This window comes from Gammaproteobacteria bacterium (genome assembly GCA_019911805.1).
Lineage (GTDB): Bacteria > Pseudomonadota > Gammaproteobacteria > Thiohalobacterales > Thiohalobacteraceae > JAHJQQ01.
Window position 1 is genome coordinate 25677 of the sequence record JAIOJV010000063.1, and the last position, 13409, is coordinate 39085.

Genomic DNA, 13409 nt, shown 5'->3' on the forward strand with positions numbered 1-13409 from the left:
TAGCACCTGCCCTTGTCATACATCCCCCAGCTGCGGGTGCTCGCGCGCCGGCGTCGCCAATACCTTGTTCAGGGCATTGATGTAGGCCTTGGCGGAGGCGATGACGATATCGGTATCGGCCCCCTGGCCGTTGACGATACGCCCGCCCTTCTCCAGCCGCACCGTCACCTCGCCCTGCGAGTCTGTGCCGCTGGTGATGTTGTTGACCGAATAGAGCTGCAGCTCGGTGCCGCTCGCAACGATCGCCTCGATGGCGCGGAAGGATGCATCCACCGGGCCGCTCCCCCGGGCCGACGCATGCAGCTCCTCGCCATCGACCGCCAGGGTGATCTCGGCCAAAGGGATTTCGCCCGTCTCTGAGCAGACCTTGAGCGCCACCAGCTTGAAGCGTTCGTGCTCCGCGGCGAGTTGCGCCTCGGAGGCCAGCGCCTGCAGGTCCTCGTCGTAGATATCGTGCTTCTTGTCGGCCAGATCCTTGAAGCGCGCAAAGGCCTCGTTCAGGGCCTCCTCAGATGCGAAGTCGATGCCGAGATCGACCAGCCGGCTGCGGAAGGCGTTGCGGCCCGAATGCTTACCCAGCACGATGCGATTGGCCGCCCAACCGACGTCCTGGGCGCGCATGATTTCGTAGGTCTCGCGGCTCTTGAGCACCCCGTCCTGATGGATACCGGACTCGTGTGCAAAGGCGTTGGCGCCGACGATGGCCTTGTTCGGCTGCACCGGAAAGCCGGTGATCGAGGACACCAACCGCGAACAGGTCATGATCTGGGTGGTGTCGAGGCCGGTATCGCAGGAGAACAGGTCGCGGCGGGTGCGCACCGCCATGACGACCTCCTCGAGTGCGGCGTTGCCGGCGCGCTCACCCAGGCCATTGATGGTGCATTCGACCTGACGCGCGCCGTTGAGCACTGCGGACAGCGAATTCGCCACCGCCAGGCCGAGGTCATTGTGGCAATGCACGGAGAATACTGCCTTGTCGGAGTTCGGCACGCGCTCGATCAACCGCCGGATCAGTTCACCGAACTGCTGCGGCAGATTGTAGCCGACGGTATCCGGGATGTTGACCGTGCGGGCACCGGCGTCGATCACCGCCTCGATGATGCGACAGAGGAAATCAAACTCTGAACGGCCAGCGTCCTCGGGGGAGAATTCCACGTTGTCGGTGTACTGTCGGGCCCGCTTGACGGCGCGCACTGCCTGCTCGACCACCTGATCGGGCTCCATACGCAGCTTCAGCTTCATATGGATGGGTGAGGTCGCAATGAAGGTATGGATACGCGCGCTGCTGGCCGGCTTGAGCGCCTCGCCGGCACAGTCGACGTCCTTGTCGAGCGCGCGCGCGAGCCCGCAGACGGTGCTGTCGCGCACGGCGCGGGCGACGGCCTCGACGGCCTCGAAATCGCCGCGGCTGGCGACCGGGAAACCGGCCTCGATCACGTCCACACGCATGCGCTCCAGCGCCTTGGCGATACGGACCTTCTCATCGCGGGTCATGGACGCGCCGGGGCTTTGTTCGCCGTCGCGCAGGGTCGTGTCGAAAATGATGAGTTTGTCTGGCTGACTCATAGCTGTCTGACTCCATCGGGTTCCGGCCGCCGGGTCCGGCCGGGGGGTCCCACCTGGCGCGTCAATATAACAGAGCATGTGCCGGTCTGCGCGCCGGGCGGTGGAAAATTCAATGAAATAAAGGGGAAAGGTATGCGCTGCCTAGGGCAGCAGCAGGAGGTTCAGGCGCAGGCCAGCAATCGCGGCACGCAGGGCGCGTGGCGGCGAGGTGATCGGCTTGTGGGGCATGTGCGCCATGTCGAAGGAGTTGCTCGATTCCGTCTGAATGAACGTAGCCCGACTATAAACCACGTGCTGGCGTCCTGCCAAGAGGGGCGGTGTCGCGGTTATACCATCCCACTCTGCGAGGTATGGGGAGAGCATGGAAGCAGACGCTATGGCGGGTTTCTCGTTCCGTGTCTTTCCTGGCCGGGAGATGCCTGAAAATTTCAGTCGTCGCTACGTCGCCGCCAGCGGCCCACTATGGCGCGGGGTGTACACCTTGACGCACCCCGCGTCGCCTCAGCGCGGTGACATTGGCTGCAGGCCGGCGTTGAAGACGTCAGCATCGTGGATACCGGCCGTGTCCGTCACCTCGAAGGCGCCGATGGCGTTATGGCCGGCGTTCACGAACGCACCCTGGACCGTACCGGTGGCGATATTGCTGCTGAAGCGGGCGGCATCGGACACGAAGCCCGAATCCTGGATCTGGCCACCGGCGTCGAACTGGACCTGGGAGCCCGTGAACTGGCCGGTCCACTCGGAGGTACCGAAATTCATGGTCATGCGCACATCGGTCGCGCCGCGCATGCTGCTCGCCGTCGACCCTTCATAGACGCCGACGACCGCGCCGCCAAGGTCGAGTTGGTCCATGAGCGCGGCCATCTCGCCCGCGGTCGCGGCGGTACCCACCCTGAATTCACCGTCCAGCGCAGACCCGGTGATCTGCCGCCAGAAGCCTTCCACGATATCGGTCTCACCCGCAACGATGCGGCCACCGGCCTGCGAAGGATCATCCAGATCCGTGGAGCGGAACCGGGTCGGCCCGATCGTGGCCGGCAGATCCCCCGAGGCGATCTCGCCGGGTTCGCCGGGATTCACACGGAAACCCACCGTTCCACCGCCCTCACCGTCGGCCTGGAGTTCGAGCGCGAACAGACCGGTGGTGCTGTCGTCCGTCGAACCGTCGGGGTTGCGCCGATCGATGCGGGTGAAGCCGCAGGCCGCACCCGCTGCACAGGGGACTTGAACGACGGGTTCCGGCGTGGGTCCCGGCTCGGCCTCCGCCTGGGGCTCGGGGCAGTTCGCGGCGGCCTCGCAGCGGTCGAGATCATTGCTTCCCGCCGGGGCGAAGGCGAGCAGGTCTTCGGTCCCCGCCGCTGGCGCCAGTACCGCCCAGCGACCCCAGCGGTATACGGAATCGTCATCCGCATCCTTGGCGACAGCTGCGGCACCCCCCGAAATACCGGCCAAAGCAGCAAAAATACCCAATGTCAGCAACGGCTTGCTGAAGTTCATACGAGTCTCCCCCGGTATCTATTCACGGCCTGCGCGGAACACGGCGCGCCAATGGATTTGCCGAGAGGAGAGCAAGTTTTGCGCCATACGTCACAAAAAAGATTATTACCTTTCTAAAACAGTGTGTTACACGCTAACCACTAAGGATCTGGAAAACCGGAAGTGTAAGTTTATCCGACTATTGCTCTATAAAGACGGCGCCGACCAGAGGATAAATATTTATATAACAAGCAGATATATTTTATGCCGGGCGTCAGATCAATAACCTCCAGTTAAGAAATCCGACGCTCGGCGGTGCCGTCCTGTACTCAGAAGGTCTTGCCCAGATTCAACATGAACTGGCGCCGATCGTAATCGTAGATCGAGATATTGGATTCGTTCTTGGTGTACTGCAGCCCGCCGCTCAGCGCCCACTTGTTCAGGTAGCCATCGCGGAACTCGTGCTGGAAACCGATCGACACCCGGCGTTCGGTCTCATCTCGCGCTACCCCGGGTATCGGTTCGACACCGTCATAGTCCAGATCACGGTAGCTGAGCCGCGCGAACAGCGAGCCGCCCGTCCAGGCCTTGAGGTTGGCGCCGGCGAAGGCATCGTAGCCGTCGTAGCCGAAGCGGTCGTCGTCGGCACGGAACTGGACGGCCCGCACGCCCACCTGCGCTGCCAGCTTGCGTTGCATGAAGTAATGCCCCAGCGATGGCCCGGTCGCCCAGTAGGTACCCTCGCGGCCGGCGTCACCGCCCTCGGCAACGGGCCGGTCGTCCGCATAGTTGCGGTCGGTGACGGTCGCGTCCCAGGTCAGTTCGCCATCCTTGAATTGCCAGGTGACAGCCGGGTTCAGCGAGGTGAACAGCGCCAGCTTGGCATTGCCCAGCCAGATGTACTCGGCACGCACCGCCACATTGGCGCGCCAGTGCCGCAGTACCACCCAGGCCGGACCGGTACTCGCCGACAGCACCGACAGGTTGAACTCGCCTTCGGTATCGTATTCGCGGTGGTACAGACCGAGATCGCTCTGCCAGAGGAACAGCGCCGTCCGCTCACCAACCTCGAAGGTCTTGCCGGGCTGATAGCGGTGCGTGACGCCGGCACCGAGCACTACGGCGCTGTCGCTGCGCTCGCTCCCTTCCACCAGGGTCAGGGTCTGATCACCGATCTGCACCACGTCGGACGCCGGACCGACATTGACGTTGGAGTCGTACATGTAGCCCAGCGACATGGACGGCTCCACGTGGTGGCGCACGGCGAAGCTCTGCTGATCCTGCTTGAGCTGTGCCAGGAAGGCGAGGATGGTCACGCGCACTTCGGGGGGTGTGGTCGGATCGTCCAACACCTCCTGCGCGAGCCTCTGGGCCTCGTCGTAGCGGAAGGCACGATAGTAGGCGACGGCCAGTTCCAGGCGTGCCCGGTGCAGACTCGGCTGATCGCTCAGAATGGAATGGAAGGCCTCGATGGCCGATTTCAGTCGGTCATCCTCCAGCGCCTGCATGCCCTTCTTGAAGAGTTCTTCGTTCGCATCGACCGCGTCGGCCCCATCCGTCTGGGCGACGGCCACTGCACTGACCGCCCCCATCACCAGGCCACCGATCAAGCCCAGCAACGACCCTCCCACCGCGTGGGTGATATCCCTTTGCATTGACTCCCCCTTGTTATGTCGGGTGTAATCCGGCGGAGGCGAGCCCCCACTTCGGCTTGTTCTTGAAAGGCCTATGTTACCGAAACCACAAGGTGTCCAGCAATGACGGGGCGTCGACCATGCCGCAGGCAGGGTGCCGGCGCGACCCTGGCCATCGCCCTCGGGCTCATGTGGCTCGCGGCGGGCAGCTGGAGCGCTGGCGTGGCGGCGAACCCTGGAACACCCCCGGCGCTGTTTGGCCATGCCGAGACCGAGCAGACCGATCTTGCACCCTTCCGGCAATGGCTGGCGGCCCTGGAACGCCATCTCCGGCTCGACGTCCCCGAGGCCGACTGTGATGAGGCACACTTCAACCGCTGCCATCTGCGTGCCTGGCTGACCTTCCTCGATTCCATCCGTAGCCTGCCGCGTGCCGAGCAGCTGCAGCGTGTGAATGAGTACGCCAACCGCAAGACGTACGTTCTGGACCTCGACAACTACGGCATCGAGGACTATTGGGCCGTGGCGCGCGAATTTCTCTACAATGGCGGGGACTGCGAGGACTACGCCATCACCAAGCTGTTCTCGCTGCGCTGGCTGGGGATCGACACCGACAGGCTGCGCATCGTCGTCCTGCAGGATACCAACCTGCGTATCCCGCATGCCGTGCTGGCGGTCTATCAGGACGGCGAGATCTTTATACTGGACAATCAGATCGAGAAGGTGGTCCGGCACAACGACATCATCCACTACGTGCCGGTCTATTCCATCAACGAAGCGCACTGGTGGATACACACGCCCAGGCTATGACCGCACCGACGAACGACAACAATACCCAAGGACTGCCCTGTTGAATCTGCCTCGCTCTCCACGCACCCCCATACTCGCCGGCGTGACGATCCTGATCGTGCTGGTACTCGGCGGCCTGTGGCTGATCTTTTCCTATCTCGACCTGGAGCGAGATCGCGACCTGACCGACTGGCGGATCCGCCTGGGGCTGGTCGCCGATACACGCGCCGCAGCCATCGACGACTGGCTCGCCCGGCAGTTCAGCGGCCTGCAGGAACTGGCCAACAACGCCTCCCTGCAACTCTATCTGAGCCAACTGGCAGCGGCCGCCGCCAGCGATCCGTCCATCGAACCCGCGCAGCTCGGCTATCTGCGCAACCTCATCTATGCCGCGGCGGAGCGCAACGGCTATCACATGCCCGGCGAGGCCGAGCCGGTGATTCGTGCCAATGTCCCCGCCACCGGAACCCGCGGCCTGGCACTGCTCGATCACGAGGGCCGCGTCGTGGTGGCGACGCCTGGCATGCCACCGATCGATCCCGAGGATCGCGTCCGGATCGAGCAGGTCCTGGATACCAACCGGCCGGCGCTGCGCGATCTGCGCCTCAACGCCACCGCTCAGGCCACCGTCGGCTTCGTCGTGCCGGTCGGCGCGGTAGCAGGATTGCAGGCGGAAACCGGGAGCGGCCCGGTCGGCGTGCTGTACGGCCTCAAACCGGCCACCGAACTGTATCCCCTGCTCGCCAATCGCGGCACCCCCACGCCACACGACGAGACCCTGTTGGTGCGGGCGCAGGACGACATGGTCGTCTATCTGTCGCCGCTGGCCGACGGCAGCCCGCCGACCCGGCGACGGCTGGCGCTGAATACGCCCGATCTCGCCGCCGCCCACGCCCTGCGTGCCCCCGGGGGGTTCGCGCAATTGTCCGATTACCGCGGTGTGCCCGTACTCATGAGCAGCCGGCCGCTGAGCGGCGCACCCTGGGTGCTGCTGCAAAAGACCGATGCCAAGGAGGCCCTGAAGGAATCCGACGACCATCGGCGCTTTTTGCTGAGCGTATTCCTGCTCACACTGTTCTTCATCAGCGCCGCCCTGATCGCTGCCTGGCGCCACGGCAGCAGCGTGCGCGCCCGGGCGATGGCCGAACGCCTGCAGGAGAAGACGCGCCTGCTGGAAACACAATCACGTCTGCTGCATGGTGTGACCGACACGCTCTCGGACTGCCTGTTCCTGATCGATGTCGATGGCCGTCTGCTGTTCGCCAACCGTGCACTGGAGACCGCCATCGGCGTGCCACAGGCCGATCTGATCGGTAAGACGCTGGCGAGTGTCTTCGGTCCGGACACCGCGCAGCGCATGGCGGCCTGTGTAAGCCGCCCCGCCGACGCCGAACCCCGGCCCGAATCGTTCATCGTCGGCGACCGCGAGGGTCTGTATCAGTGTGCCGCCCTGCCCCTGCCGAATCCGGCCGGTTCGGGTGATGCCACCCTGGTGGTGCTGCATGACGTCACTGCCCTGCACGAATCCGAACGCAAGCGTGCCAACCTGCTGCGCCAGTTGATCATGGCGCTGATGCGCGCCGTCGACAAACACGACCCCTATTCGGCCAACCACTCGGCGCGCACCGCCGCCGTGGCGGTCGCCGTCGGCCGCGAACTGAAGCTGCCGACACCGGAGCTGCAGGCGCTGGATATGGCCGCCAATCTCGCCAACGTCGGCAAGATCTTCGTACCCAAGGAGATTCTGACCAAGTCCGGGACGCTGTCCGATGCAGAACAGGAGGCGTTGAAGGAACACGTACGCTACGCCCGTGACATCCTCTCCAGCCTGGAGTTCGAGGGGCCGGTGCTGGATACGATCGCCCAGAAGCAGGAGCTGATGGATGGCAGCGGCTACCCACATGGCCTGCACGGCCGGGACATCCTGCTTACCGCGCGTATCCTCGCCGTCGCCAACGCCTTCGTCGCCCTGGTGAGCCCGCGCGCCTACCGCGACGCCGTGCCCATCCGGCAGGCCCTGGACCAGTTGCTCGCCGAGTCGGAGGCCAAATACGATCGCCACGTCGTCGCGGCGCTGTTCCACCTCGCCGAAAACAGCCGCGAGCTGGCCGCCATTACCCGCGGTTAAAGTCCCGGGTGTCATTCCCCGCTGTGCGGGTCATCCTGCGGCGGTGGGTCGTGCCGGGCGCGGCGGCGCTGGCGGATGCGCCAGAGGGTGATCACGGGGCCCGACAGGGCGTAGGTGAGGAAGCCGAAGAACAGCACCTTGGGTGGGTCGATGGAGGCGAACACCAGGATGAGCACCGCCAGCAGCAACACCATGAACGGCACCTTGTTCTTGAAGCCCAGTTCCTTGAAGCTGTAGTAACGGAAGTTGCTCACCATCAGCAGACCCGCCATCAGCGTCAGCGCGAACGCCCCCCAGACGAGATCGCCGCCCTCCGCACCGATATCCGCGCCGGTCCACACCAGCCCCACCACCACCGCCGCTGCCGAAGGGCTCGGCAGTCCTTGGAAATAACGCTTGTCCTCTGCCTCCACCTGCGCATTGAAGCGCGCCAGCCGCAGCGCAGCGGCAGCGGCATAGATGAATGCCGTGAGCCAGCCGATCTTGGCCCAGAACCAGCCGTAGGTCGTCATGTCGCGCAGGGCCCACTGATACATGATCAGCGCCGGCGCCAGACCGAAACACACCATGTCGGAGAGGCTGTCGTACTGTACGCCGAACTCGCTCTGCGTATTGGTCAGCCGCGCCACCCGGCCGTCGATTCCATCCATGATCATGGCAACGAACACGGCCAGTGCAGCCACGTCGAAGCGCCCACCGATGGATGCCACGATGCCGTAGAAGCCGGCGAAAAGCCCTGCCGTGGTGAACAGGTTGGGAAGCAGATAGATACCGCGGCGCGTCTTGGGATTGACGGGTTCCTGATCCATATCTCCATCCTGCAGGATTGACTTGAAGGTTCACCGCACAGGGCCGGCGCGATCGGCCAGCGGCGTTCACCAGGCACGGAAAAGCCTGCGGGAAGACCGCGCAACTTGCAAGCATCCGCCCGCGACAGTTACTTGTGTACCAGCAGACCGATGATGTCGGTGCCGGCCCGGACATGATCGCCGGGCTGCACTTTCATACGGCAGTTGGCTGGCAGATACAGCTCGATCGTGGAGCCCAGGGTGATGAAGCCGCAACGCTGTCCCTGGCCGACGCGATCACCGAAGCCGACATAACAACGTGGTGCGTTGTGTAGCGGCCCACGGTGCATGACAATGACGAGATCGTCGCCCTCGTCGGTGCGCAACCACACGCCCTGATGACCATCGGATGCCGGAATGCGGCGCGGTTCGAGCATCTTCCCTTCCGCGGGGGCGCGCGTGCTGAACACGCCATAGGACGGCATACGAATCGAGACCTGCTGCGCCTCCCGCTCGAGATAGGGATCGGTAACGGTCTCGATCGCGGTCACAGTACCGTCCGCGGGGCTGACGATGGCCTGCGGGTTGGAGGGGATCTGTCGAGGCGGATCACGAAACATGAACAGCAGGATCAGCACGCCGCCCCACAGCGGCAGCGACCAGGCCCAGTCGATCCGCCAGAACACGAAGACACCCGCGCAACCCAGCAGAAAGATAACCGGCCAGCCCTCACGGGCGATCAGTGGATAGCGGCTTGCAGCCATGGAGTAAGCCAGAGGATGGAAAATGGGGCGCGCAGTATAGCGCGCCCCGTGATGAACGTCAGTTGCGGCTCTTGTCGACGATCTTGTTGGCCTTGATCCAGGGCATCATGCTGCGCAGGCGCTCGCCGACCTCCTCGATCTGATGCTCGCGACCGATACGGCGCTTGGCCTTCAGGGTCGCGGCCCCGGCCTGGTTCTCCAGGATGAATTCCCGGGCGAATTCACCGGCCTGGATCTCGGTGAGGATCTTCTTCATCTCCGCCTTGGTCTGCTCGGTGACGATGCGCGGACCGCGGGTCAGATCGCCGTACTCGGCGGTATTGGAGATGGAGTAGCGCATATTGGCGATGCCACCCTCATACATCAGATCGACAATCAGCTTGAGCTCGTGCAGACACTCGAAATAGGCCATCTCCGGCGCATAACCCGCTTCCACCAGCGTCTCGAAGCCGGCCTGCACCAACGCGGTGGCACCGCCGCACAGCACCGCCTGCTCGCCGAACAGATCGGTCTCGGTCTCTTCGCGAAAGCTGGTCTCGATGATGCCGGCACGGCCGCCGCCGTTGGCGGAGGCATACGACAGCGCGACGCCCTTGGCCTTGCCGGAGGCATCCTGGAACACCGCGATCAGGCTCGGCACGCCGCCGCCCTGAGTATAGGTTGAGCGCACCAGATGGCCCGGCCCCTTGGGCGCGACCATGATCACGTCGAGGTCGGCGCGCGGTACGATCTGCTCGAAATGGATGTTGAAGCCGTGCGCGAAGGCCAGCGTGGCACCTTTTTTGATGTTCGGTTCGACGGCTTCGTCATAGACCTTGCGCTGATGCTCGTCGGGCGCCAGGATCATCACCACGTCGGCGCCCTTCACGGCGGCCGCGATGTCCTTGACCTTCAGCTTGGCCTTCTTGGCCTTGGCCTCGGAGGCCGAACCCGGACGCAATGCGACGGTCACGTCCACACCGGAGTCCTTCAGGTTATTGGCGTGGGCGTGACCCTGCGATCCATAGCCAACGATCGTTACCTTGCGCTTCTTGATCAGGGACAGGTCGCAGTCCTTATCGTAGTAGATATTCATCATGGCTGTTACTCCGAAACGTCTGTAATTCTTTTCGATGAGATACAAGATGCAAGAGACAAGTAAAAACCGTTTGTTTAGATTTTACTTGTCTCTTGTCTCTTGTCTCTTGCCTCTCGTATCTCCAGTTATAAGCGCAATGCCCTTTCCCCACGGGCGATGCCGGACACGCCGGAGCGCACCACCTCCAGGATCAGTGCCGGGTCGACGGCCTGGATGAGGGCATCGATCTTGTCGCCGGTGCCGGTAAGCTCGATGACATAACTAGCCCCGGTCACGTCGATGATGCGGCCGCGGAAGATATCCGCCAGGCGCTTCAACTCAGCGCGTGCGGCGCCTTCGGCGCGCACCTTCATGAGCAGCATCTCCCGTTCAATATGAGGCCCCTCGGTCATATCCATCAGCTTGACCACGTCGATCAGTTTGTTCAACTGCTTGGTGATCTGCTCGATGATCGACTCCGTGCCCCGCGTGACGATGGTCATGCGCGACAGTGACGGATCCTCCGTCGGCGCGACCGTCAGTGACTCGATATTATAGCCGCGCGCCGAGAACAGCCCCGCCACGCGCGACAATGCCCCCGCCTCGTTCTCGACCAGTATGGAAATGATATGCCGCATATTTGTTCTCTGTTAACCACAAAGGACACTAAGGACACGAAGGTGATTCGAGACAAAAGAAAATGGTTTCACAATATTTTCCTTTGTATCCTTCGTGTCCTTCGTGGTTAATGTGCATCAAATCAAAATCATCTCGTTCTGACCCGCGCCGGCCGGGATCATCGGGTAGACGTTCTCGGTCTGGTCGGTGATGAAGTCCAGGAATACGACCTTGTCACGGATCTTCATGGCTTCCTTCAGCGCACCTTCCACGTCGGCGGGCTTCTCGATGCGCATGCCGGTATGGCCATAGCTTTCGGCGAGCTTCACGAAATCCGGCAGCGACTCCATATACGACATGGCGTAACGCTTCTGATAGAAGAACTCCTGCCACTGCCGCACCATGCCGAGGTAGCGGTTGTTCAGGTTGATGATCTTGATGGGCAGCCCGTACTGGCGGCAGGTCGACAGCTCCTGGATGCACATCTGGATACTGCCTTCACCGGTCACACAGCACACCGTCTCGTCCGGGTAGGCGAGTTGCACGCCCATCGCCGCTGGGAAACCGAAGCCCATGGTGCCCAGGCCGCCGGAGTTGATCCAGCGCCGTGGTTTGTCGAACTTGTAGAACTGCGCGGCCCACATCTGGTGCTGACCCACGTCCGAAGTGACGTAGGCATCGCCCTTGGTGACCTTGTAGAGCGTCTCCACCACATATTGCGGCTTGATGAGCTCGCTGGAGCGGTCAAACTTCAGGCAGTCCATCGCCCGCCATTCGTCGATCTGCGTCCACCACGCCTGGAGCGCCCCGGCATCGGGCCGTTCAGCGCTCCCCTTGATCATCTTGATCATCTGCTTGAGCACGTTGTCGACACCGCCGACGATGGGCACGTCCACCTTGACGTTCTTGGAGATGGAGGCCGGGTCCACATCGATGTGGATGATCTTGGCGGTTGGGCAGAATTTCTCGATGTTGCCGGTCACGCGGTCATCGAAGCGCGCGCCGATGGCGATGAGCACGTCGCAGCTGTGCATCGCCATGTTGGCCTCATAGGTCCCGTGCATGCCGAGCATGCCGACGAACTGCCTGTCGGTCGCCGGGTAGGCACCCAGCCCCATGAGGGTGTTGGTGATCGGGAAGTCGAGCAGCCGCGTCAGCTCGATGAGTGTCTTGCTGGCATTGTCCAGAATCACGCCACCGCCGGTGTAGAGCATCGGTCGCTTGGCGGTCAGGAGCAGCTCGACGGCCTTCTTGATCTGGCCGGCGTGACCCTTCACCACCGGGTTGTAGGAACGCACGGTGACGCGCTTGGGATAGCTGTACTCGCAGCGCTGTGCACTCACGTCCTTGGGGATATCCACCACCACCGGACCGGGGCGGCCGGTGCTGGCGATATAGAAGGCTTTCTTGATGGTCTCGGCGAGATCGCGCACGTCCTTGACCAGGAAGTTGTGCTTCACGCAGGGTCGCGTGATACCGATATTGTCGACTTCCTGAAAGGCATCGTTGCCGATCAGCGGCGTCGGCACCTGGCCGGTGAACACCACCATCGGGATGGAGTCCATGTGGGCCGTCGCGATGCCGGTCACCGCGTTGGTCGCACCCGGGCCGGAGGTCACCAGCACCACGCCGGGGCGACCGGTGGCGCGCGCATAGCCGTCGGCGGCGTGGGTCGCGGCCTGCTCATGGCGCACCAGGATGTGCTGCACCTTGTCCTGCCGGTACAGGGCGTCGTAGATGTGCAACACCGCGCCACCGGGATACCCGAAGATGATATCCACGCCCTCATCCTGCAGACAGCGGACGAAGATCTCGGCACCGGTCAATTCCACGAACAGTCTCTCCTGCGAACCTGGTTTGGCGGGGGCGATCCCGCTAATTCGTTGTGGATAAACAAAAATGCCCGCTCAACAGGCTGGCCGCCTGACGCGGGCTGAACGCCGGAAGCTACGTATATTAGCGGCTCAGGTCAAGGGGCACCAGCATCAGATCACCCGGGGCCGGCCGCCATATTCGTGACCGGTGGCCTTGCTCCCCGCGGAGCACGCCACGTAAGCTGGCCGGCAGTGTCATCCGGCGGGTCTGACAACAAACGGGGGTCATCGCATATGAACAGGCTGCGTTCCGGCTGGATTCTGGCTGGCTGGCTACTGGGTGTCGGGTTGGCCCAGGCGGCCATGTACAAATGGGTGGATGAGAACGGCACGACACAATACAGCCAGTTCCCGCCACCCGGCCGCGACTACCAGACCGTGGTCCCGCCACCACCCCCTGCGGTGGACCCCGACCGGGCCCAACAACAGCTGGAGCAACTGCTGCAGAAGCAGGACGAGGCCTACAAGGCCAGGAACGAGGCCGCGGAGAAAGAGCGGGAGGCGGCGGCCGCAACCAAGCGCCGCGAGGCGAATTGCCAGGCCGCCCGCGAGAACCTGAAACTGCTTACCACCGGCGGCAACCGGCGCATCATCGGACCGGACGGTGTCGCCTATTATCCGACCGCTGAAGAGCGCCAGGAGCGCATCGATAAGGCACAGAAGCAGATCGGGGAGTTCTGCGATTAAGGATTCGGGATTCGGGATTCGGGATTCG

The 13409-nt window shown here is 63.2% G+C and carries 11 protein-coding genes; 3 read left to right on the forward strand and 8 right to left on the reverse strand.

Annotated elements, in window-relative coordinates; genetic code table 11:
- Nucleotides 1-15: 15 nt before the first annotated feature.
- The 3 genes from K8I04_07210 to K8I04_07220 form a co-directional block, all read right to left on the reverse strand.
- Nucleotides 16-1566 (reverse strand): 2-isopropylmalate synthase, encoded by a 1551-nt coding sequence (locus K8I04_07210; GenBank protein ID MBZ0071499.1) that lies wholly within the window; start codon nt 1564-1566, stop codon nt 16-18.
- A gap of 501 nt (nt 1567-2067) precedes the next feature.
- Nucleotides 2068-3063 (reverse strand): hypothetical protein, encoded by a 996-nt coding sequence (locus K8I04_07215; protein MBZ0071500.1) that lies wholly within the window; start codon nt 3061-3063, stop codon nt 2068-2070.
- Between the two features lie 308 nt (nt 3064-3371).
- Nucleotides 3372-4697, reverse strand: a complete 1326-nt coding sequence (locus K8I04_07220) for a tetratricopeptide repeat protein (protein ID MBZ0071501.1) — start codon at nt 4695-4697, stop codon at nt 3372-3374.
- Between the two features lie 168 nt (nt 4698-4865).
- Between K8I04_07220 and K8I04_07225 the strand changes: the two genes are divergently transcribed.
- The gene (locus K8I04_07225; protein ID MBZ0071502.1) at nt 4866-5486 is read left to right on the forward strand and encodes a transglutaminase-like cysteine peptidase; all 621 of its coding nucleotides are present in this window, start codon (nt 4866-4868) and stop codon (nt 5484-5486) included.
- A 40-nt stretch (nt 5487-5526) separates the two neighbouring features.
- The gene (locus K8I04_07230; GenBank protein MBZ0071503.1) at nt 5527-7593 is read left to right on the forward strand and encodes a PAS domain-containing protein; all 2067 of its coding nucleotides are present in this window, start codon (nt 5527-5529) and stop codon (nt 7591-7593) included.
- Between the two features lie 11 nt (nt 7594-7604).
- Here K8I04_07230 and pssA read toward each other — a convergent pair whose 3' ends face one another.
- The 5 genes from pssA to K8I04_07255 form a co-directional block, all read right to left on the reverse strand.
- Nucleotides 7605-8402 carry a CDP-diacylglycerol--serine O-phosphatidyltransferase gene (gene pssA / locus K8I04_07235; protein ID MBZ0071504.1) on the reverse strand — a complete coding sequence of 266 codons (798 nt, stop codon included), beginning with the start codon at nt 8400-8402 and terminating at the stop codon, nt 7605-7607.
- 128 nt (nt 8403-8530) lie between these two features.
- Nucleotides 8531-9145: a phosphatidylserine decarboxylase gene (locus tag K8I04_07240; GenBank protein MBZ0071505.1), complete on the reverse strand. Its 615-nt coding sequence runs from the start codon at nt 9143-9145 to the stop codon at nt 8531-8533.
- A 58-nt stretch (nt 9146-9203) separates the two neighbouring features.
- A complete protein-coding gene (gene ilvC / locus K8I04_07245; protein ID MBZ0071506.1) occupies nt 9204-10220 on the reverse strand; it encodes a ketol-acid reductoisomerase in 1017 nt (338 codons plus the stop codon).
- 128 nt (nt 10221-10348) lie between these two features.
- Nucleotides 10349-10840 (reverse strand): acetolactate synthase small subunit, encoded by a 492-nt coding sequence (ilvN, locus tag K8I04_07250; GenBank protein MBZ0071507.1) that lies wholly within the window; start codon nt 10838-10840, stop codon nt 10349-10351.
- Nucleotides 10841-10957: 117 nt separating this feature from the next.
- On the reverse strand, nt 10958-12652 hold the full coding sequence (locus K8I04_07255) for an acetolactate synthase 3 catalytic subunit (protein MBZ0071508.1): 1695 nt from the start codon (nt 12650-12652) through the stop codon (nt 10958-10960).
- Between the two features lie 276 nt (nt 12653-12928).
- Here K8I04_07255 and K8I04_07260 point away from each other — a divergent pair, with 276 nt between their 5' ends.
- Nucleotides 12929-13381: a DUF4124 domain-containing protein gene (locus tag K8I04_07260; protein MBZ0071509.1), complete on the forward strand. Its 453-nt coding sequence runs from the start codon at nt 12929-12931 to the stop codon at nt 13379-13381.
- Nucleotides 13382-13409 lie beyond the last annotated feature (28 nt).

Bases quoted from the DNA above. Each gene is read 5' to 3' on its own strand.
- K8I04_07210 (MBZ0071499.1), bottom strand. From the start codon at position 1,566: ATGAGTCAGCCAGACAAACTCATCATTTTCGACACGACCCTGCGCGAC.
- K8I04_07215 (MBZ0071500.1), bottom strand. From the start codon at position 3,063: ATGAACTTCAGCAAGCCGTTGCTGACATTGGGTATTTTTGCTGCTTTG.
- K8I04_07220 (MBZ0071501.1), bottom strand. From the start codon at position 4,697: ATGCAAAGGGATATCACCCACGCGGTGGGAGGGTCGTTGCTGGGCTTG.
- K8I04_07225 (MBZ0071502.1), top strand. From the start codon at position 4,866: ATGTGGCTCGCGGCGGGCAGCTGGAGCGCTGGCGTGGCGGCGAACCCT.
- pssA (MBZ0071504.1), bottom strand. From the start codon at position 8,402: ATGGATCAGGAACCCGTCAATCCCAAGACGCGCCGCGGTATCTATCTG.
- K8I04_07240 (MBZ0071505.1), bottom strand. From the start codon at position 9,145: ATGGCTGCAAGCCGCTATCCACTGATCGCCCGTGAGGGCTGGCCGGTT.
- ilvC (MBZ0071506.1), bottom strand. From the start codon at position 10,220: ATGAATATCTACTACGATAAGGACTGCGACCTGTCCCTGATCAAGAAG.
- ilvN (MBZ0071507.1), bottom strand. From the start codon at position 10,840: ATGCGGCATATCATTTCCATACTGGTCGAGAACGAGGCGGGGGCATTG.
- K8I04_07260 (MBZ0071509.1), top strand. From the start codon at position 12,929: ATGAACAGGCTGCGTTCCGGCTGGATTCTGGCTGGCTGGCTACTGGGT.